At 61.6% G+C, this 20,191-nt stretch carries 16 protein-coding genes; 4 read left to right on the forward strand and 12 right to left on the reverse strand.

Features of this window, described 5'->3' with window-relative positions; all coding sequences use genetic code 11:
- Positions 1 to 310: 310 nt before the first annotated feature.
- The 11 genes from BBTA_RS31525 to BBTA_RS31575 form a co-directional block, all read right to left on the reverse strand.
- Positions 311 to 2,041 carry a hypothetical protein gene (locus BBTA_RS31525; protein WP_041751011.1) on the reverse strand — a complete coding sequence of 577 codons (1,731 nt, stop codon included), beginning with the start codon at positions 2,039 to 2,041 and terminating at the stop codon, positions 311 to 313.
- Positions 2,042 to 2,048: 7 nt separating this feature from the next.
- The gene (locus tag BBTA_RS31530; protein WP_012046564.1) at positions 2,049 to 3,143 is read right to left on the reverse strand and encodes a chemotaxis response regulator protein-glutamate methylesterase; all 1,095 of its coding nucleotides are present in this window, start codon (positions 3,141 to 3,143) and stop codon (positions 2,049 to 2,051) included.
- Positions 3,144 to 3,160: 17 nt separating this feature from the next.
- Positions 3,161 to 3,982, reverse strand: a complete 822-nt coding sequence (locus BBTA_RS31535) for a protein-glutamate O-methyltransferase CheR (RefSeq protein WP_012046565.1) — start codon at positions 3,980 to 3,982, stop codon at positions 3,161 to 3,163.
- A gap of 32 nt (positions 3,983 to 4,014) precedes the next feature.
- Positions 4,015 to 4,512, reverse strand: a complete 498-nt coding sequence (locus BBTA_RS31540; protein WP_012046566.1) for a chemotaxis protein CheW — start codon at positions 4,510 to 4,512, stop codon at positions 4,015 to 4,017.
- A 63-nt stretch (positions 4,513 to 4,575) separates the two neighbouring features.
- The gene (locus BBTA_RS31545) at positions 4,576 to 6,771 is read right to left on the reverse strand and encodes a methyl-accepting chemotaxis protein (protein ID WP_041751013.1); all 2,196 of its coding nucleotides are present in this window, start codon (positions 6,769 to 6,771) and stop codon (positions 4,576 to 4,578) included.
- Between the two features lie 56 nt (positions 6,772 to 6,827).
- Positions 6,828 to 8,780: a methyl-accepting chemotaxis protein gene (locus tag BBTA_RS31550; RefSeq protein WP_012046568.1), complete on the reverse strand. Its 1,953-nt coding sequence runs from the start codon at positions 8,778 to 8,780 to the stop codon at positions 6,828 to 6,830.
- A gap of 76 nt (positions 8,781 to 8,856) precedes the next feature.
- A complete protein-coding gene (locus BBTA_RS31555) occupies positions 8,857 to 10,557 on the reverse strand; it encodes a methyl-accepting chemotaxis protein (RefSeq protein ID WP_012046569.1) in 1,701 nt (566 codons plus the stop codon).
- A 35-nt stretch (positions 10,558 to 10,592) separates the two neighbouring features.
- On the reverse strand, positions 10,593 to 11,063 hold the full coding sequence (locus BBTA_RS31560; RefSeq protein ID WP_012046570.1) for a chemotaxis protein CheW: 471 nt from the start codon (positions 11,061 to 11,063) through the stop codon (positions 10,593 to 10,595).
- Positions 11,063 to 13,108, reverse strand: coding sequence for a chemotaxis protein CheA (locus BBTA_RS31565; protein WP_012046571.1), 2,046 nt, complete (start codon positions 13,106 to 13,108; stop codon positions 11,063 to 11,065). The genes BBTA_RS31560 and BBTA_RS31565 overlap by 1 nt, the downstream gene beginning before the upstream one ends.
- On the reverse strand, positions 13,105 to 13,470 hold the full coding sequence (locus BBTA_RS31570) for a response regulator (protein WP_012046572.1): 366 nt from the start codon (positions 13,468 to 13,470) through the stop codon (positions 13,105 to 13,107). Before BBTA_RS31570 ends, BBTA_RS31565 begins: the two co-directional genes overlap by 4 nt.
- Positions 13,470 to 13,787, reverse strand: coding sequence for a lipid asymmetry maintenance protein MlaB (locus BBTA_RS31575; RefSeq protein ID WP_049795422.1), 318 nt, complete (start codon positions 13,785 to 13,787; stop codon positions 13,470 to 13,472). Before BBTA_RS31575 ends, BBTA_RS31570 begins: the two co-directional genes overlap by 1 nt.
- Positions 13,788 to 14,449: 662 nt before the next feature.
- Between BBTA_RS31575 and BBTA_RS41910 the strand changes: the two genes are divergently transcribed.
- Entirely contained in the window at positions 14,450 to 15,274 is an 825-nt protein-coding gene (locus tag BBTA_RS41910) for a transposase (protein WP_371260217.1), read from the forward strand.
- A gap of 366 nt (positions 15,275 to 15,640) precedes the next feature.
- Here BBTA_RS41910 and BBTA_RS31585 read toward each other — a convergent pair whose 3' ends face one another.
- Complete coding sequence (locus tag BBTA_RS31585) at positions 15,641 to 15,874, reverse strand: helix-turn-helix domain-containing protein (protein ID WP_041751015.1); 234 nt, start codon at positions 15,872 to 15,874, stop codon at positions 15,641 to 15,643.
- A 787-nt stretch (positions 15,875 to 16,661) separates the two neighbouring features.
- On the opposite strand from BBTA_RS31585, the gene BBTA_RS31590 reads away from it, so the two are divergent.
- The 3 genes from BBTA_RS31590 (at position 16,662) to BBTA_RS31595 (ending at position 20,145) form a co-directional block, all read left to right on the forward strand.
- The gene (locus BBTA_RS31590) at positions 16,662 to 17,816 is read left to right on the forward strand and encodes a tyrosine-type recombinase/integrase (protein ID WP_244424496.1); all 1,155 of its coding nucleotides are present in this window, start codon (positions 16,662 to 16,664) and stop codon (positions 17,814 to 17,816) included.
- Between the two features lie 245 nt (positions 17,817 to 18,061).
- Positions 18,062 to 19,273, forward strand: a complete 1,212-nt coding sequence (locus BBTA_RS40380) for a hypothetical protein (RefSeq protein WP_012046576.1) — start codon at positions 18,062 to 18,064, stop codon at positions 19,271 to 19,273.
- Between the two features lie 8 nt (positions 19,274 to 19,281).
- Positions 19,282 to 20,145 carry a serine protease gene (locus BBTA_RS31595; protein WP_012046577.1) on the forward strand — a complete coding sequence of 288 codons (864 nt, stop codon included), beginning with the start codon at positions 19,282 to 19,284 and terminating at the stop codon, positions 20,143 to 20,145.
- The last annotated feature ends 46 nt before the right edge of the window (positions 20,146 to 20,191 follow it).

Here is a 20,191-nt window from a genome sequence, read left to right on the forward strand (position 1 = left end):
GGTTTCAAGTTCGAGTCCCTGCAGGCCCGCCAGCGATTTCAACGGCTTGCTGGCTTTTAATTTGGCGCGGCCGCCTCGTCGCACCAGATGCGTCCAATTTTCGTCGTGTGGGGCCGCAAAGCTCAGCGACCACCGGCTCGCGCTGCTTCGAGATACGATCGTATCATATTGAGTGATGATGCATAATCCAGCGCAAGCGTTCCGGCCACCGTCGCCTGACCAGCCCGGCTCTCGCCGCTGAATACCTCGATCCGCCTGGGTGGCGACTTGGATGGTGCAACCGGAAAGGTTCGACCTGCGCAACCTGGCGTCAGAACAGCAACACGCCATCGTCTGCTTCGACCTCATCGACGTCTTGCGAGGGCGCACTCGTAACTAGGCCGAAGCTGCTCAGGAACCTCCGGTGAACTTCGCGCTCCCGCTCCATCGTATAACGGCCAACGGCATCGTCGAAGGCTGCCTGGTCGCTCGCCGTAGGCAAGGCGCCTTGCGCGCTCACACTGCTTGCGTTCAATTGCGCGGCAACACTGGACAATTTGGCCGTGCTCTCGTCGAGATGGGATATCAGCTGCCGAACCGATCCCATGAGCTCCTCGAATTCGGCGCCCTCGCGGATCAGGCGGTCGACTATCATCCCGAGACGTGCATTTCCGGACTCGACCCCATTTATCGCATCGAGGATCGCCGGCTCCAGCCCGGCGAGTTGGGCAGGCTCGCCTTCGAGGCGAAGCGCTCGGAGCTCGAGTGCCAGGGTTTCGATGACTTCGAGGGCCATCTTGAGCCGGCCGGCGCCAGCGGCAACCAAATCGGCCGTAGCCCTGAGTTCGTTTGCGATCACGACGAAAGCACTACCTCTGCTACCAAGGTGACCCGCCTTGAGGCTCGCATTCATACCGATCAAGGTAATATCGAGGACGGCCTCCAGCAGAGCTGCAACGGCGACGCGAAAGCGGCCCAGCAGCTCCTCGACCATGAGGAGTGCGTCGTCGACCGATGTGCCCGCTCGTTCGCAAGTGGCAATGAGGGTCGAGGCCTGCGCCAGCACCTGTTTGGTACGGGCAAGAACGGATACGGCATCATCGCCCTGATCACCATAGAGCGACCTGCCTTGGCCAATCACGCCGGTCGCATCGCTCAGAATGCTCGACAGCGCGTGCAAGATCGCCGCGGTATCGTTCTGCAGCTCGCGCTTCGCGTCATCCAGCTGCATCGATTGCAGACGGCACAGAAGGGTTGGCAGCGTCGCCAGGTCGCGGCGCGATTCCGGATCCGTAACTCCTCGTTCACGGCCGGCAAGTTCGAGTCCCCAACGGATGTGCTCCAGCCGTTGCCGCGTGCTGTCTCCGGCCTGAAGCGAGACGATCGAACGAGCGACGGCCTGGGCGATCTTCTGCGTACTCCCGCCTGCCGACTCCGTAAGCTTAAGGCTGTTGCCCCGCCGCTCGTGCATGACGGAGTAAGCGGCGATCAGCTCTTCCCCGGTCGCGAGAAGCTGGGTGCGGTAGCGCTGGTCGAAATCACTCTGCCGATCGAGAGCGGCCTCGACCGCCTTTGCGAGCAGGTCTTGATCCCGCGCGCAGGCGTCGAGCAATTGCTTCACCGAGCCCGCGATCTCATGCGCCTGCCGCGTAAAGGCAAGGAAGTTGTCCCGGTCTCCCTCCAGCGATGCGGCCTCGATGCGCGCGCTCCGCGCGATGATCGAGATAGTCTGGACATGCTTGAACAGAGTCTTGAGTTGGCCCGCCGCCTCGGCCGCGCTTTGCCGGAGGCGGCCGAGCAGCGCCGTCTCAGCTGGCAACGCCTGCGCGAGACGATCGAGTCGGTTGGCGATGTCACGAACGGCACTCGACGCCTGCTCGATCTCGGTGCCCGACATTCCGTTGGCCAGCGCTGCCAGATCGTGATTCAGCTCCTGAAAGATCGCTTGTCCGCGGCCGAGCCGCTGTCCCGCCTGCAAGAAGGTTTCTTCGATGTACGACGAGATGTCATCGATCGCGGCGAGGGACGTTCTGATCGCTTCCCGTAGGCAAGTTTCGGCCATCACGGACCTAATCCGCCAAGAGCGGCTGTCCCGCCTGAGACCAGAGCATGATCTCGCGCGGGATCTGGTTCAACGAGACCACTTTCTCAACGGCGCCACGGGCGATCGCCTCCTTAGGCATACCGAACACGACGCAGCTTTCCTCATCCTGCGCCCGCGTTGCCGCGCCCAGCTTGCGCATCTCCAGAAGTCCCCGCGCCCCATCGTCACCCATGCCTGTCATGATGATGCCCAGTGCGTTACTGCCGGCATGTTGCGCGGCTGAGCGGAACAGCACGTCGGCCGATGGACGATGCCGCGACACAGGCGGACCGTCCTTGATCGCAATGACATAGCGCGCCCCCATGCGCTGCAGCAGCATGTGACGAGCACCCGGCGCGATATAGGCACACCCCTGTTGCACCGGCTCGCCATCTTCTGCCTCCTTGACCTGGATCCGGCAGATGCCGTTCAGCCGCCGCGCAAACGCGGCCGTGAAACCCGGCGGCATGTGCTGCACGATCAAGACGCCGGGGCAATTCGGCGGCAGCACCTCGAGCACCTCATTCAGCGCCTCTGTCCCTCCGGTCGAGACGCCGATGCAAACGATGCGTTCCGTCTTACGATGCCCGCGTCCCTCGATGGGCGGCGGGATGATGGCATCCGCCGTCAGCCTCTTCTCGACGACGGTCTTTCGCTGCGGTCGCCATCGCACCTTCGCGCCGGCTGCCGACTTGACAGCATCGCGCAGCCGGGTGGAGCATTCGAGCAACGCCTGACGCGTGTCGATGCGCGGCTTGGGAATGATGTCGACCGCGCCGGCCTCGAATGCCTCGAACATCAGTTCCGAGCCTTCGTCGGTCAGCGACGAGCAGATGATGACGGGAATCGGATGCTGCGCCATGATCTTGCGAAGGAACGTGATGCCGTCCATGCGCGGCATGTTGATGTCGAGCAGGATCACGTCAGGCAATTGAGCCTCCAGGCGCCGCGCGGCCGCATACGGGTCGGAGGCCGTAGCCATGATCTCAATCTCGGGATCCTCTCCCAGGATCGCCGTCAGAATCTGGCGGACCGACGCCGAGTCGTCCACGATCAGCACGCGAACTTTCTGCCTTGCCATCGTGCCGAGTTCCGCTGCTAGACTTTGAAGATCGTCGGCTGCACCTGCTTCAAGCCGGGTACAACGCTGTGAATCATCGATTCGGAGTGTCCAACCATGAGATAGCCACCCGGCCGGAGGTGCGTGCACAGACGCTCGATGACCTTCCGCTGCGTTTCGCGCTCGAAATAGATCAGCACGTTGCGGCAAAAGATCATGTCGACGTCGCGGTCGACCGGGTAGCTGGGCTCCATGAGATTCATGCGCATGAACCCGGTGAGGCGGCGCAGCTCGGGCACGACACGCACCTGATCGCTCTCGCGGTTTCGCGACATCATGAAGTACCGCTTGATGAAATCCGGCGGCACCGGTGCCAGCACGTCGGTCGTATAGATCGCGGTCCTCGCTGCATGCAGCACGACGTTGGAGATGTCGGTGCCCAGGATCCGGAAGCCGAATCGCGATCCTCTCCGGTTCATGTCGTCGAGCACCATGGCGGCGGTGTACGCCTCCATGCCGGTGGAGCAGGCCGAGCTCCAGATCTTCAGATCGGCGCGACCGCGAGAATTCAGGAGCTCCGGAACGGCGACCTCGCGCATGAAATTGAAATGTGACGGCTCTCGAAAGAAATCCGTCTTGTTGGTGGTCACGACATCGATGAGATGCGCGATCTCGTCCTCGAACCGGCCGTCATGAAACAGATTATCGACATATTCGTTCAGACAGGAGTAGTTCAGCGCGCGAACACGCTTGTGCAGCCGCCCCTCGACCATCAGCCGCTTGGCCGCCGGCAGCTTGATTCCGACCTGTCCCTCGATCAGCTTTGAGATGGTTTTGAAATGACGTTCTGAAAGATGCAACGCACTCTCCGGCACAGCCGAGCTCCGGACGCTCAAGCCGCAGCAGCGGCGGCCGGCGCCGCCGCGGCTGACGGCATCCCCGAGGGCATCCCCTCATGGGCCATCAGACGGATGAGATCGAAAATGATGACGAACTTTTCGCCTTTACGTCCGATGCCTGCGATGTAGTCGGACTTCCAGCGTCCGCCGACATCGGGCACCGCTTCCATTGTGCGATCGTCGATATCGGTGACTTCATAGACGCAATCCGCGACAAACCCGACACCGACGATGCGGTTCTCGAACGCCACATCGAGAATGATGATCCGCGTGGCATCGGTGGCGGGCGCGCTGGGCAAGTCGAGCTTCAGGCGCAGATCGACGATGGGATAGCCGCTGCCGCGCACGTCGATCATCCCGAGCAGGAATGCGGGCGCATGCGGCAGACGGCAGATCGGCCGCATGTCCAGGATCTCGCGTACGTTGCGAATGCTGATGCCGAATGTCTCGCCGTCGAGACCGAGCGTCAGATATTGCGTCGATTCGGCCATGTCGTTCTTTCCGAGCAGTAAGGGTTCGTCGTCCGGCGCGGCCGTCCCGCGGCCGCCCGCGTGTCACGCCCTGCGTTGAAATTCGGCGTCGTGGTGGTCTCCGCCATCGGCCAGATCGAAGGCGAAGCCGCCGGAGGCAGCCTTGACGGCGCGCGCCGGCTTGGCCGCGACCGCCTTTCTGCCGACCCGGTCCACGGCCGCCATCGTCGCGGCCTTGGCCTTGAGCTGGCTGACGGCCCGCTCGATCGGCGCCGGCGCGCTGCCATGCGCCCTGGCTCCGTCATCGATCCTGAAATAGGCGATGGTGGACTGCAGCTGCTCGGCCTGCGAGGCGAGTTCCTCCGAGGTCGAGGACACCTGCTCGGATGCACTCGCATTCTGCTGCCCGACCTTGTCGAGTTGCTGAATGGCCTGGTTGATCTGGGCCGACCCGATGTCCTGTTCGCGGCACGCGGCGGTGATCTCCACCACCAGCTCCGCCGTCTTCTTGATGTCAGGCACCAGCTTGGACAGCATCCCGCCGGCCTCGCGGGCGACCTTCACCGACTCCGAGGACAGCGTGCCGATCTCGGCTGCCGCCGCCTGGCTGCGCTCGGCGAGCTTGCGCACCTCGGAGGCGACCACCGCAAAGCCCTTGCCGTGCTCGCCGGCCCGCGCCGCCTCGACCGCCGCGTTCAGCGCCAGCAGGTCGGTCTGGCGGGCGATCTCCTGCACGATCGTGATCTTCTCGGCGATCGTCTGCATCGCCTCCACCGCGCGGCCGACCGCTGCGCCGCTCATTTCCGCATCTTTGGCCGATTGCGCCGCGATCTTCTCGGTCTGGCTGGCGTTCTCGGCGTTCTGCTTTACGTTCGCCGCCATCTCCTCCATCGACGAGGAGGCCTCCTCGGCCGACGACGCCTGCTCGGTCGCGCCCTGCGACAGCTGCTCGGCGCTCGCCGACAGCTCCTGGCTACCCGCCGACACGTTGTGCGCGGCCGTCAGGGCTTCGGCGACGATCTGCCGGAGCTTGTCCACCATGTGCTCGAGCGCGATGCCGAGCTTGTCCTTGTCGGAGGCGCGCCTGGTCTCGACGGTGAGATTGCCGTGGGCGATCTCGTCGGCGATGCCTGCCATCACGTTGAGATTCTGCGTCATGGCGTTGAGCGATTTGACCAGATCGCTGATCTCGTCGTCGCTACGTACCTCGATCGTCTGGCTCAGGTCGCCGATGGCCACGGCGTCGGCAAGGCCGACGGCGCGAGCCAGCGCCCTGCTGATGCTGAGTGCGATCCAGGTCGCCGAGACGACAGCAATCACCAGCGCGCCGATGATGATGCTGACCATCAGCGTCTTGGCGAAGCTTGCCCCGCGCGCTCCGTCTTCGGCAACCTCGGCCATCTGTCGTTCGTTCTGCTGAACGTATTGCTCGATCATATCAAGGCTATCGTTGAACGCCTTGCGGCCATCCCCGTTGGCGATCGCTATCGCTTTGACGTTGCCGGCTTCCGCAGCAAAGTTGGCAGCCTTTTCGACGGCCTTGCTCAACCGCTCGAGCTCGCCCTTGATCGCGCCGCTGGAAGGCCCGGCCTGCTCGCCGACGATCTTCACCAGATCCGCCTTGACGGCGGCGAGCCTTTGCTGGGCCTCCTTCAAGTCAGCGTCGATATCCTGGACGTTCGCGCTCGTATAGGCGGAGATGATGGCGCGCGACAGCCGCGCGGCATCGAGCCTTACGGTCAACAGCGCCGTGACCATGCGCTGGCTGTCGGACGCATCCTTGTTCAGCTCACCAACGATCGAATCGAGTGTCGCGTCGAGCTCGCGCGTCGCCGGCTGCCCCTCGCCGCGCCATACCTCGGCGGCCTTGTTGTTCGAATTGAGGAGCGCGAATTTACTGGCCTGATCCTCGAGTTCGTTCATGCGCTTGATGGAGCTGGTGGCTTGGTCGAGGATGCGCCGGCCGGACTCGCTCGCGCGGCCATAGAGCTCGTCGCGCAGCTTGAGCACCTTGTCGCGGCGCGCCGTCATCGCGTTGTAGTAGTCCTGGACATCCTTGTCCGTGATCGCGTTGATCATACGGGTCTCGGACCGCTGCTGGCCCTGGATGCCGTTCATGAGATCGCCCGCCATCTTGAGGCGGCCGGCCTGCGCGACCGTGCGCTGCTCCGCCTCACTCAGCGAGGAGAGGTTCATGTAGGCGATCCCGCCCATGATCATCGAGAGCGTAACGACGACACCGAAAGCGCCGGCCAGCTTGGCCTTGATCGTGAATCTCATGTCCAGACTTCCAATTTCCATTGCAGGAAGCCGTCCGCAGACGACCCCGCGTGCTACTAACGTTGAAATTCGCGGTCGCGGGCATCGCTGGCCTCGCTCATGTCGAAGGCGAAGCCGCCGCCGCTCGAGGCCATGACGCCGCGCCCAGTCACGGGCCTTGCAACCGGCTTCCGCGGCGCATTGTGGGCGTCCCGGTTTGCGGCGGCCATGCTGGCGGCCTTGGCCCTGAGCTGGCCAACAGCGCGATCAATCGTGGGGACCGCCGGCGCAGCAATGCCAGCGTCGGAGGACCGATCGATGCGAAAGAAGGCGATTGTCGACTGCAGCTGCTCGGCCTGTGAGGCGAGTTCCTCCGAGGTCGAGGACACCTGCTCGGATGCACTCGCATTCTGCTGCCCGACCTTGTCGAGTTGCTGAATGGCCTGGTTGATCTGGGCCGACCCGATGTCCTGTTCGCGGCACGCGGCGGTGATCTCCACCACCAGCTCCGCCGTCTTCTTGATGTCAGGCACCAGCTTGGACAGCATCCCGCCGGCCTCGCGGGCGACCTTCACCGACTCCGAGGACAGCGTGCCGATCTCGGCTGCCGCCGCCTGGCTGCGCTCGGCGAGCTTGCGCACCTCGGAGGCGACCACCGCAAAGCCCTTGCCGTGCTCGCCGGCCCGCGCCGCCTCGACCGCCGCGTTCAGCGCCAGCAGGTCGGTCTGGCGGGCGATCTCCTGCACGATCGTGATCTTCTCGGCGATCGTCTGCATCGCCTCCACCGCGCGGCCGACCGCTGCGCCGCTCATTTCCGCATCTTTGGCCGATTGCGCCGCGATCTTCTCGGTCTGGCTGGCGTTCTCGGCGTTCTGCTTTACGTTCGCCGCCATCTCCTCCATCGACGAGGAGGCCTCCTCGGCCGACGAGGCCTGTTCGGTCGCGCCCTGCGACAGCTGCTCGGCGCTCGCCGACAGCTCCTGGCTACCCGCCGACACGTTGTGCGCGGCCGTCAGGGCTTCGGCGACGATCTGCCGGAGCTTGTCCACCATGTGCTCGAGCGCGATGCCGAGCTTGTCCTTGTCGGAGATACGTTTGGCTTCCACGGTCAGGTTGCCACGCGCGATCTCCTGGGCAACCGCCGCAGTGGCGTTGAGACTCTCCAGCATGCGCTGAAGCGCAAGACCGAGGGTGTCCTTGTGGGACAGCGGCTTGGCCGCAACGTCCAGATTGCCCTGTGCGACCTCGGCGGCGATCAGCGCGGTGGCATTGAGGTTCGCGGTCATCGTGTTCAGCGACTTGATGAGGTCGCCAACCTCGTCATCATGAACCTTGTCGATCTTCTGGCTGAGATCGCCGATCGCCACCGCATCGGCCAGCCCGACTGCGCGCGCCAGCGTCCGGCCGATGCTGAGAGACATCCAGAACGCGGCGGCCGCGGCGAACATCAGCGACACCAGAACCAGACCAAGCATCAGCATCTGGGCATGGCTGCCCTCCTGCCGAGCCTGCTCGGATTTGTCCACCATCAGCTTCTTCAGGAACGTGTCGTATTCACCGAGGCGCTCGAGCGTTTCCGCCACCGCCTTGCGCTCGTCGGTCGAAGAATGCTCGATCGCTTTGGTCCGATCGGATTTCAGCAGCTTCAAGGTATGATCCTCGAGCGCGTTCGTATTGGCGTAGCTGGTCTCGATCCTGTCGAGGATCTTCTTGCCGGCCTCTGTGGCAACTGCGTAGATCTCATCCCGGGTCTTCACCGCCGCAGCCCGAATGGAGATCGCCTCGGCGATATAGCGATCCATCTCGGCGTCCGACGCGGCCAGCAGCGCGTTCTTCTCGGCGCGGATCTGCAGCAGCACGTTCTCCTTCAGGCGCGCAGCCTTGTCGAGCCGGCCTGCGGCTGACACGATGCTCTCGGTCGCCGTGGCCGTATCGCTCAGCTTCATATAACCGATGCCACCCGTGATCGCGGACAGCAGGATCACGGCGCCGAACGTGGAGGCCAGTTTGGCCTTGATCGTGAATCGCATCTTCGTTCCTTCATGATCTGGGCGGCGCTCTCGTGCCGAACCGGAAAATTGCAACGCGCCGTTCTGCCGACAGCCCTCAGGCTTGAAAATCGGCGTCTCGCTCGTCTCTGCCGTCGTCCATCACGAAGGCAAAGCCACCGCCGCCAGCCGCTGCCTTGAGCGGTCGACGAGCCGCAGTCGCGGGCCTTGCGGCGGACAGCCTCTTCGCGCCTCGGTCAGCCGCCTTCATCGTTGCTGCCTTGGCACGCAGCCGCGTGACCGCATCATCCATTTGGCGGGCCCCGAGGTCATCCGCGGATCCGATGCGGAAGAAGGCGATGGTGGACTGCAGCTGCTCGGCCTGTGAGGCGAGCTCCTCCGAGGTCGAGGACACCTGCTCGGATGCACTCGCATTCTGCTGCCCGACCTTGTCGAGTTGCTGAATGGCCTGGTTGATCTGGGCCGACCCGATGTCCTGTTCGCGGCACGCGGCGGTGATCTCCACCACCAGCTCCGCCGTCTTCTTGATGTCAGGCACCAGCTTGGACAGCATCCCGCCGGCCTCGCGGGCGACCTTCACCGACTCCGAGGACAGCGTGCCGATCTCGGCTGCCGCCGCCTGGCTGCGCTCGGCGAGCTTGCGCACCTCGGAGGCGACCACCGCAAAGCCCTTGCCGTGCTCGCCGGCCCGCGCCGCCTCGACCGCCGCGTTCAGCGCCAGCAGGTCGGTCTGGCGGGCGATCTCCTGCACGATCGTGATCTTCTCGGCGATCGTCTGCATCGCCTCCACCGCGCGGCCGACCGCTGCGCCGCTCATTTCCGCATCTTTGGCCGATTGCGCCGCGATCTTCTCGGTCTGGCTGGCGTTCTCGGCGTTCTGCTTTACGTTCGCCGCCATCTCCTCCATCGACGAGGAGGCCTCCTCGGCCGACGACGCCTGCTCGGTCGCGCCCTGCGACAGCTGCTCGGCGCTCGCCGACAGCTCCTGGCTGCCCGCCGACACGTTGTGCGCGGCGGAGAGCGCATCGGCAACGATCTGCCGGAGCTTCTCGACCATCGCATTCAAAGATTTCACCAGATCGCCGATCTCATCATTGCTGGAGATGCTGATGGTCTGGCTGAGATCACCGTTGGCGACGGCGCCGGCAAGGCCGACGGCGCGGCCAAGGGCGCGGCTGATCGTAAGCGACATCCAGAGCGCCGCAGCGACGGCAATGAGTGTGGAGACCGCAGCCAGAACCGTCAGCAGGAACTGCGCACGGGCGCCCTCCTCGCGTGCCTGAGCGGCTTGGTCCGCCATGCCCTTTCTGGTGTAGGCGATATAGGCGTCCGCCGCGTCCAGCGTATCGGTGACGAGCTTCTTGCCTTCACGGACCGATCGATCCGTTGCCGCCGCCCTGTCGACCCTCGACAGCTTGATGGTCTCGTCCTCGAACGCATTCATCTTGGCGTAGGTCGCGGCGAAAGCCTCGAGCAGCTTCTTGCCGCCCTCGCTGGCCATCGCGTAGACGGCGTCCTTCGACTTGAACACGAGCTCGCGCGCCGGGCCGATGTCGGCGATGAACTGCTCGGACTCGGCGCCGGTCGTCAACAGCGCATTCTTCTCGGCGCGGACCTGGCGCAGGATTTCGATCTCGATCTCCGCAGCCTTTTCCATGCGCCCGGCGCGAAGGACAATGGCCTCCGACGTGGCGGTCAGGTCGGCCAATTTCATGTAGGCGATGACGCTCGCGGTGACGGACAACACGATAATCAGTCCGAACGCGACCGCCAGCTTTGCCTTTACGGTGAATCTCATCTTCAGCCCCTCGCGTCTCGCCCCAGAGACGTATTTCAATTCAGAATGCGTTCCATGTTCGGAACGATGACGAACTCTTCACGCCATTTGGTGATGAAGCGGATGAACTCCGGCTTCCAATGCATGCCGACACGCGGCGTCTGCTGCACGTCGGTCTGCGAGATCTCGGTGACCTCGTAGACCTTGTCCGCAGTCACGCCGACCAGAACCGGCTCGCCGTCAAGCATGACTTCGATCACGACGATCCGGCTGTCGACGGAATGCTCGGTCGGCGGCATCCCGAAGCGGATCCGCAGGTCGGCCAGCGGAATCACGTTGCCGCGGACGTTGATCAGGCTCGGCACGTAAGCCTTGGCGCCGGCGACCTTGGTCTCCGGTACGGGATCGATGATCTCGCGCACCAGGCCGGCATCCAGTGCGAACTTCTCCTCGCCGAGACCGATCATGACGACCTGCATGGCGCCGTCGGCGTGGGCTCCGGCTGGCTGCGTCGGTGATGCAGTCATCAGGCGGCCTCGTTCATTTGCAGTTTCTCGGCCTGCGACTGCGCAAGCGCGACAAGCTGTCCGACGTCGAGGATCAGCGCCGCGGTGCCATCCCCCAGGATGGTTGCACCGGAGAAGATGGTCACGTCGGAATGCAGCTTGGACAGCGACTTGATGACGGTCTGGTGGTTGCCGATGATCTGATCGGCGACCAGGCCGACGCAGGTCTCGCCGGTCGAGATGATGATGGTCTTCTGATGCTCCTCGGCCGCGCCGTCCATCTGCAGCACCTCCCGGAGCCGCAGGAACGGCACCAGTCCGCCGCGCACATTGAGGAAGCTGCGGCCGCGCGACCGCTGATCGGCCGCCGTCAGTTCCACGCATTCCTCGACCGCCGACAGCGGAATGATGTAGCGGCCGGCGCCGACCCGAATCAGAAGTCCCTCAATGATCGCCAGCGTCAGCGGCAGCCGCAGCGTGACCGTCGTCCCCTCGCCGGGCCTCGTGATCAGATCGATCGAGCCGCGCATGTTCTCGATGGTCTTCTTGACCACATCCATGCCGACACCACGCCCGGACAGGGCGGACACCGTCTGCGCGGTCGAGAAGCCAGGATGAAACAGCAGCTGATGGATTTCATGATCGGTCAGCGCCGCACCCGGCGCGACCAGTCCCTGTTCCTCTGCCTTGGCCCGAATGCGACGGGTATCGAGGCCGCCGCCATTGTCGCTCACGGTCACCAGAACCTGCGCCCCGGCATGAACGGCGGACAGTTCGATGCGGCCCTGAGCGGGCTTGCCGGCCGCGGCACGCCGTCCGGCATCCTCGATGCCGTGATCGATCGCGTTGCGGATCAGATGCACGAGTGGATCGGCGAGGCACTCGATCATGGTCTTGTCGAGTTCAGTGTCCTCGCCGGTGGTCACGAACTCCACCGGCTTGGCGAGCTCGCGCGACAGATCGTGCACGAGGCGCCGGAAGCGCCCGAACAACGAGCCGATCGGCACCATGCGCGCGCCCATCGTGGTGTCGCGCAGGCTTGCCGCGAGACGCTCGATCTCCTCGGCAATCAGCTTGATCGAGAGGTCGGAGCCCGTCGCCGCAAGCTGGCTGAGCCGTGCCTGCGCGATCACGAGCTCGCCAACCCGGTCCATCAGTTCGTCGAGACGCTCGGCCTGCACCCGGACTGTCGCGATGCCGCGCTCTTCGTTGCGCTTCGGCTCCTCGCGCCGGGGCTCAGCGGGTAGAGCAGGCCGCTCGGCGGCCGCAGCATCCGGCGCGGCAGACACGGGCACAGTCGCAGACGGAGGGGGCTCGCTGTCCGCCTCCTGCAGCAAGGGGGCAAACTCCGGAAGTTCGACGCGGGCCAGCGGCGTGATGCCGAGCTTCATTTCGTCGAGCACGAACATGAAGACATCCTCGATCGCGGCCTTGTCGCAATCGGAGGACAGCGTCACCTCCCATTTGAGGTAACAGTCCTCGGGCTCGAGGGCGTCGAGCAGGGGAATGTCGGTGGTGATCGGCACGGCGAAGCAAGGCCCGAGCTTGGCCAGATCTTCGAGCATGTCGAGCGGATTGGAGCCGTTGCGCAGGATCTGCGCATCGAATTCCAGCTGCAGCAGCCACCCCGCCGCATGGTGCTCGGACGGCACCGCCCCGGGCCTGTCCGGCGAGGATTCGAAGGCCGGGATGCCGGGCGCGACGAGCTGCTTCAATTCGTCCAGAATGGCGTCGCCGATGATGGAATCGACAGTCTCCGGCGCGTGGATCAAAGCGCGGATGTAGTCCTTGGCCGCGAGCCCCACCGAGATGAGTTCCTGGGTCGGCTTGACCTCACCTCGGCGGATCAGCTCGAAGGCCGTTTCGAACTCGTGGGTGAACGCAGCGACCTTGTCGAAGCCGAACATGGCACCCGAGCCCTTGATCGTGTGCAGGGCGCGAAAGGCGGCGTCGATCAGCTCGCGGTCGTCGGGGCGCTGGCAGAGATCGAGCAGCGCACCTTCGAGGGTCTCGAACAATTCGGAGGCTTCCTGCCGGAAGACCTCGACAGGGTCCACGCTGTTCATGCCCGCACCAGTTTGCCAACCACGGTGAGCAGCTGCTCGGGCTTGAAGGGCTTTGTGATCCAGCCGGTGGCCCCGGCGCTCTTGGCCTCCTGCTTCACCGCGTCGTTGGACTCGGTGGTGAGGAACAGGATCGGCATCCCGGTCAGGGTGCGCTCCTTGCGCAGCGCGCGGATCAGTTCGAGTCCATTCATCACCGGCATGTTGAGGTCGGTGATGACGATGTCGGGACGGCTGGTCTGCGCCTTCGCCAGTCCCTGGACGCCGTCGCCGGCCTCGATGACCTGATGTCCGGCCGGCTCAAGCGTCACCTTGACCATCTGCCGGATGCTCGGGGAGTCGTCGACTGTCAGGACGATCGCCATCAGCTGCTAGCCTTATCTTTGGAGCCATGTTTCGGCGGCGGCGCGCGCAGAACGCCCGCGCGCTGCAGGATGAGCCGGAAGTTCTGGGAGAACGATTTCAGGATCACCGATCGACCTTGCGCCGCGCCGGTCATCGTGGTGGAGAGCAGGAGCTGAATCGACGTCACATCGGCTTTGACGACATCGGAGCAATCGATCTCGAACGGGCGCTGCCCACCGAACGCTTCGCGGATCTGATCGTGCACGCCGCGTATCGCCGCGATGCTGCAATCAGCCGGGAGCCGCAGCGATCGCCGCGACTTGATTGTGTCTTGCATTGCTAATCGTCCCCACGCCCCCGAGTTGTGACGCCGCTGTCATCAATCCCGGTTGAGGAGGAGCATCGTACCCGCCCGTAATGAAAAGCTTAACTGATTACCGCCCCAGACCCGAACAACACTACCTGAGATTGCAACCCCCGCTTCGCCTGCTCGAATGCCGGGAGACGCAAAATGTGGCGTTTGATAGGCGAACAAACACACTTTTCTGCGGCGCGACACGCCGTAAGCCACGCCCGCAGGTTGTGGTATCATGGTATTTTCGCATGGCTCCCACGAAGCGGGCGCATGCGGCGCATAGGTTCAAGACTATGTCCAATACCAGACGCGGTCTTGCTTTCGAGGCGCACCAGCTAATGACGTCGCGTGCGGACTGATCCGCCCAGGCGCGGCAGTGCTGCCGAAGTTGCTGCAGTTGAGACACGCTTGTGGAGGCGATCGACCGAGCCTCCCGCTCATAACGACCTGACTGTAGGTTCGAGGCCGACTTGGCCAATAAGGATAGCAACGGGCAAGCAAGACTACTCTCGTTCTCCCCATACCACCGCCGCAGAATTGCACTCCTATGGGAGCGCCGAAAGTTCTTCCGATTGAAACGCGTCGAGTACGACGTATCGCCGCCAGCGCTCCCAGCGGACTTGCCCAACTTTTTCGGTATACATATGTTGCACGTGCTTTCGGTGACAAAGGTTGGGCGCGATGTCCTGAAGGACGGCGAAGGGTACGTATGGGTACTCGCAAACTACTCAGCGACGATATGCATATTCCGCCCCTCACGCGAGGGTGGCTTTCTGCGGCAGATGCTTCGAGATTTCAAAGGCGTGCTGGTCTCCGACTTCTTTTCTGCCTACGACGGACTCCCCTGCTTGCAGCAGCGTTGCCTTATTCACCTGATGCGGGATTTGAACCGGGCCATTCTCGACAATCCATTCGACGAGGAGGTTCAATCCATCACGGCGCCATTCGGTGTCCTTGAGGTCAATTGTCACGACCATCGACCAGCACGGTCTCAAACAGCGTCATCTGCAGACGCATATAAAAGCCGCAGATGGATTTCTTCGTGCGATTGGGGAGAGGATTTACGAATCGGAGACATCCAAGGCCTTACAGCAAAGACTCCTGCGAAACGCGAACGCCTCTTCACATTCCTGCGCCATGATGGCGTTTCCTGGATCAACAACTTGGCCGAGAATGCTATCAAACACGTCGGCGCCTACAGAGATAACGTTCGACGAAGCATTAAAGCAGCAGGTCTATCAGAGTATCTGGTGTTACTTAGTCTTTTCCAGTCGTGTCGAGTTATGGGCATAAGCTTTCTGAAATTCTTTACTTTCGCAGGAACGCGATATGGACGCGTTCGCGACAGGAAAGCGTCGGCGCCGGCGAGCAGCGCGGATCGAGATCTATCCGAAGGGCTATTTGCCTCCTTCGATCGTTTCCCTCCGGAAGGGAAAGACCAGGCCAACCAACAAGCCAGGCGCCCTTGATAGCGAATGAAGGGAGGACCGAAAGCTAAGATCTAAATAAAGTGCGATCACACGTGGCGACTTTGATTGATGTCTTCAAAGAAGCTGCCCCGGTGCACGATCGTCGGGCTTTCTGACAGTGGTTGCGGAGCGGCCGATGAATTTTATAGGTCGGGAAAGGCGATCATTTTGAAAGGCGAGCCGACCGCGTACGTCAAGAAGGAGTAGGTCGTCATGCCGCCGCCGCAGGCGGCCACGCGCTCGATGCAGCATTCCCTTTTCTAGAAGCAACCCCTCCCCTGTTCCTTGCCGCGGCCAAGCAACTTAGTCCATTGCGGCGCCTGTGAGGGGTCGCACATCGGCGTCCGCGAGCTGTTACCGGGGGCGCTATTCCTTCGCTCTCCTCGACTGAGCGTCGGGCTTCAGTAACTCCAGATAATCCACATCGAGTGCGACCGACAGCTCGTAAATCGTCACGACAGTTGGGTTGCGCTGCCCCTTCTCCAGGCCGCTTATGTACTGCTGGCTGAAGCCAGAAATCTCCGCCAGCTGCTCCTGAGTCATTTCTTTGCTCTTTCGGATCCGCAAAACGTTGCGGCCAACCAACCGACGCATGTCCATGGGCAGAAGTCAGCCCATTGCGCGCATGGTTTTTATCAACTATAGTATGTATCCACTAAAGTATGTAACGCCTGATCGGCCTAAGAGGAGGTTCTGTGTCGCAAGGTCGTTTCGCCGAACCAAATTCGCAGGGTCGTGCCGTGGCAGTGACCGCGATAGAACATGGCAACGTGGTCATTACAGTCGCAAGCTTACCGTGCGAGCGCACCGTAGCCGCCGCCCCGGTCTGCGGTTTCATCACCACGATTTTGGGAGGTCCACTTCGCGGCGAGATGCGGAAGAGCAGAACGTGGAGCGGGATGATTCGCAGTCACTCGGACGCTGTATCTCGCGTCTCCGAGCTCCTTGTGTCCGAGCAGGATGGCGGCCCGCAAGCAGACGATGAGCACCCGCGATAGAGCCATTGAACCGACCCTTTTGCTTCCGATAGTGCGATGACACTTCCGAAGGACGGAAAGGCCTTCGCTCTTACCTGATCCAAAGCCTAAACACGTGCTCCGGCGTTTTCCGGCAGGTGCACAGGGCTTCGGAAAGGGTATCCGATCGATGCCAAGGCAGACGGCTCTCCCGTCATCACTCAAGCCGCGGCTCATTACTCGCGAGGCGGCAGCCGCCTACATCTGCGTTTCCGCCAATGTCTTTGATCAAATGGTGCGAGCAGGCACTATGCCAAGGCCCAAAATCCTAGGTGAGCGCCGGAAGGCATGGGACGTTCGAGAACTGGATACTGCCATTGATCTGCTGCCTTCGGATGGCAATGATCCTGGCGTTGACGAGACGTGGAGTGATGTCGATGCCTCGAAGGTTGCCGCCATACGTTGAGCGCAATCACGTCAAGGGGCATACCTACCTGTCATTTCGGCGCGGCAAGGGTGCGCGCATTCGCCTGCCAGATGACCCGACCAGCTCTGAGTTCATGTCGGCCTATCAAAGCGCCCTTCTCGGTCAGGCGACATCATCGAGACCCGAACTTCGCTCTCCCGTTCACGGCACAATTTCCGCGCTGATCGCGTCTTACATGCGAAGCTCGGATTATATCGGCCTTCGAAAGACCAGCAAGGAGGGGTACGGCAGACGCCTCGAGGCCCTCAGAATCGAGCACGGGCATCGGACAGTCGCTGGACTTTCTCGCGAGCGCATCATCACCGGCATTCTTCAGCCGTTCGCCGACCGGCCCGGCGCGGCTCTCGATACTCTCAAGAAACTTCGCATTTTGATCCGTCACGCAATCAACATCGGATGGATCAAGCACGATCCGTCGGTCGGGATAAAGCGCCCCAAGCTTCAGCGCATCAGATCTTGGACCGAGGACGAGATCGAGCTTTTCCGCAAGAAGTGGCCTCTGGAAACCAAACAGCGGCTGGCCTTCGAACTGTTCCTGAACACGGGTCAACGACGATCGGACGTGGTCCGCATGGCGTGGTCCCACATCACGCCCGAAAACAGAATCGCCGTCGCGCAGCAGGAGACAGGACGGCGCTTGTTGATTCCGCTACACCGTGACCTGCTTTCGGCCTTGGCGGTCGCAAAGCGTGACCACATGTCGATCATCACGACCGCCTACGGCCAGTCCTTCAGCGTCGACGGCTTCAGCCAATGGATGCGCGACGCGATCACTGACGCTGGCCTGCCGCTCGGTTGTCAGCCGCACGGCCTGCGCAAGGCAACCGGCCGTCGCCTAGCTGAGGCTGGAGCGACGGCAAAGATGATCATGTCCGTCCTTGGCCACACCACTCTTGCGGAGGCCGAGCGATACACTGAGGAGGCTGATCAGGCGAGCCTTGCGGTCGATGCTGTGGCGCGCCTTGAGGGACACAAGGCGAACGACTTTCCCCAAACGCAATCTGCCGGTTTGGGAAAACCGACTAAAAAGCCAAAGAAATCAGAGGGGGTGAGGCAGAACTGGCGCTCCCTAGGGGAGGGCGCGGGCGAGGCGCTATGACGTTGTAAAACAATAACAAATCGGCTCGACTACCTCAGCGATGCTACCATCGAATGCTACCACCAAGCAAGTGTTTCTATCCGTTTCTCGCAAAGGGGCCCGACTTCCGAATTCTCAAGACGGGTATTTTGCATGAGCTACAATTCGAACACTGTGAGAATTGCGCGGTTAAACGCAGCAAGAAACCGAATCTCTGTAAAATCTCCAACGGCTAGAGCTGATTCGCGGCCTCGCGGAGATTCAATATGCCTCAAAGAGCCCGGCGTGCCCGAAAGGGCGATGGCGAAATCAACACTTACTGGAGGTCACTGACCGACGAGCAGCTCTTACGCGTTTCGTTCACGACGACCGATCCCGAAGGCTTGGAGGGATTGGTGCTAGATGTTCCTCCGGACAACGGTTACCCACCAATCGTAGAGCTTTGCTACGATTTCAGAGGCTCCAAGCGTAGCTATATTCGGTGCGCTCATTGCGGATACCCAAACCACCTAGCCGGCTATGTCATCAAGGTAGACGAACGAGTTCGCTTTTTAGTGGGTCACGACTGTGGCGATAAAATCTATGGGGCGGACTTTGCGGGCCTTAGGAGCGATTATGAAAGTGCTAGGAGCCATGCTGATGATCTAAGGCGTTGGCTTGGGCTCCAAAGCGAGTTTGCAGCCTTCTTCGACTATCTGAAGCGTCTGCAGTGTTGTCCTGAGGTGCGCGCGTTTCGTGACAAAAGAGCAACGTTCCGAAAGGCTCATCCCCGACTATTTGGCGGGTTGTCAATTGCGTCGGCCCGTTACGGTGGTGCCCTCCACATTGACGAAAAAGTTCGTGACTTTGATGCCGAGGTGCGCGCTGAAGAGCGGTATGAACGGGAGCTAGCGGATTGGAACAAGCTTAGTCCAGCCGAACAGAAGAAGCGTAGGCGCGAAGGCCGCAAACCCGTTGCGCCACAGCCGCCATTTTATAAGAACATTCCAAAGGTCGTAATGACCATTCGCGCACGAGAGTTTTTCTCTGATGCCACTCTTCCACATGAAACGCTCAGCAGTATCTTGCGCGCCTTTGAGAACTTATCTGCTGAGATTGATACCGCGACACTAAGGAACGCCGTTTGGCAGAATCGAAATCAGAACGCTTCGAATGGGATGCTTGGCCGAAGCCCTCTTATCACGACATATCGTGAAATCTTCAAACAAGCCAATACGCTCTTAGATCAAATCGAAATTCAACTTTCTGCTATCGAGAATTTCGTTTCTTTCTTTGATCCGATTATTCTCGCTGCGGTGGCCCAGTGGGCAAATACGCACCCTGGCATTAGTGCTAATGTGTTAGTGCGCGGCAGAGGGCTGGTAGACGGCTCTGATCCTACGCTAGCCGTCTCCTTGCCGGCAGATTTTTCGCCCCCGGACAGGAAGCCGCTGGTTTCGTTTCGACGTGCCGTGAATGGTTTGGATACGTCTCTCTGAGGTGAAAAATGAGTGACACGCTAGACGAACTCTCCGTCGCGACCAAGCTACTGCATTCGACGGTCCGAATCGAATGCAAGGATGCTCAGGGAGCAATCTCATCGGGGACGGGCTTTAACTTCTCCTTCGAGTTTGATGATTTCCTTGTCCCCGCGATCATTACGAATCGGCACGTTTTTCAAGGCGCGATTCAGTCTGATTTTCACTACACGATGGCCGATGCGCAGGGGCGCTCAACGGGAAGGCACGAACGGTTTTCGATCTACGATTTCGGCAAGGCGTGGATCGACCACCCAGACCCTGATGTGGACCTGGCGCTGTTGCCGACCCAACCATTGTTCGAACAGCTGGAGAAGGTTGGTAGGCGACCGTTTTACATCAATCTTAGCCAAGGCATTATTGCTTCACCCGAGATGCTCTCTACCCTGGACGCTATCGAGGAAATTACCATGATCGGTTATCCCAATGGATTGTGGGATGACGTCAACAATCTTCCGATAGTTCGTCGCGGCATCACCGCAACGTCGGCGGCGCGCGAGTACAGAGGAAAGAAGCAATTTCTAATAGATGCCGCATGTTTTCCGGGCTCAAGCGGCTCCCCTGTATTCATCTATAACAGCGGCAGCTTTAGCGGACTTCATCTTGGAACCAGATTGACGCTCATAGGCGTGCTGTTCGCGGGCCATATGCATACCGCAGTCGGAGAGATCAAGGTCGTCCCGATTCCGACCGCAACGTTGCCGGTGCCCGTATCTCAAATCCCCAACAACCTCGGGATATGTATTCACGCCTCCCGCATTCTGGACTTCATCCCCGCTTTGACGAAACGCGTCGCCGTTGGCCCGAGAACTCCAACTAAGGTGGGTTCGTAAAAGGCCCGCGCTCCGGATCGCGAGCCATGCAAATTGGAATCGCTGG

Source organism: Bradyrhizobium sp. BTAi1, from assembly GCF_000015165.1.
In the GTDB taxonomy this organism is placed as follows: domain Bacteria; phylum Pseudomonadota; class Alphaproteobacteria; order Rhizobiales; family Xanthobacteraceae; genus Bradyrhizobium; species Bradyrhizobium denitrificans.

What these genes read in the sequence shown, in the direction of transcription:
- BBTA_RS31525 (WP_041751011.1), bottom strand. Translation starts at nt 2,041, where the DNA reads ATGGCCGAAACTTGCCTACGGGAAGCGATCAGAACGTCCCTCGCCGCG.
- BBTA_RS31530 (WP_012046564.1), bottom strand. Translation starts at nt 3,143, where the DNA reads ATGGCAAGGCAGAAAGTTCGCGTGCTGATCGTGGACGACTCGGCGTCG.
- BBTA_RS31540 (WP_012046566.1), bottom strand. Translation starts at nt 4,512, where the DNA reads ATGGCCGAATCGACGCAATATCTGACGCTCGGTCTCGACGGCGAGACA.
- BBTA_RS31545 (WP_041751013.1), bottom strand. Translation starts at nt 6,771, where the DNA reads ATGAGATTCACGATCAAGGCCAAGCTGGCCGGCGCTTTCGGTGTCGTC.
- BBTA_RS31550 (WP_012046568.1), bottom strand. Translation starts at nt 8,780, where the DNA reads ATGCGATTCACGATCAAGGCCAAACTGGCCTCCACGTTCGGCGCCGTG.
- BBTA_RS31555 (WP_012046569.1), bottom strand. Translation starts at nt 10,557, where the DNA reads ATGAGATTCACCGTAAAGGCAAAGCTGGCGGTCGCGTTCGGACTGATT.
- BBTA_RS31560 (WP_012046570.1), bottom strand. Translation starts at nt 11,063, where the DNA reads ATGACTGCATCACCGACGCAGCCAGCCGGAGCCCACGCCGACGGCGCC.
- BBTA_RS31565 (WP_012046571.1), bottom strand. Translation starts at nt 13,108, where the DNA reads ATGAACAGCGTGGACCCTGTCGAGGTCTTCCGGCAGGAAGCCTCCGAA.
- BBTA_RS31570 (WP_012046572.1), bottom strand. Translation starts at nt 13,470, where the DNA reads ATGGCGATCGTCCTGACAGTCGACGACTCCCCGAGCATCCGGCAGATG.
- BBTA_RS31575 (WP_049795422.1), bottom strand. Translation starts at nt 13,787, where the DNA reads ATGCAAGACACAATCAAGTCGCGGCGATCGCTGCGGCTCCCGGCTGAT.
- BBTA_RS41910 (WP_371260217.1), top strand. Translation starts at nt 14,450, where the DNA reads ATGTTGCACGTGCTTTCGGTGACAAAGGTTGGGCGCGATGTCCTGAAG.
- BBTA_RS31585 (WP_041751015.1), bottom strand. Translation starts at nt 15,874, where the DNA reads ATGGACATGCGTCGGTTGGTTGGCCGCAACGTTTTGCGGATCCGAAAG.
- BBTA_RS31590 (WP_244424496.1), top strand. Translation starts at nt 16,662, where the DNA reads ATGTCGATGCCTCGAAGGTTGCCGCCATACGTTGAGCGCAATCACGTC.
- BBTA_RS40380 (WP_012046576.1), top strand. Translation starts at nt 18,062, where the DNA reads ATGCCTCAAAGAGCCCGGCGTGCCCGAAAGGGCGATGGCGAAATCAAC.
- BBTA_RS31595 (WP_012046577.1), top strand. Translation starts at nt 19,282, where the DNA reads ATGAGTGACACGCTAGACGAACTCTCCGTCGCGACCAAGCTACTGCAT.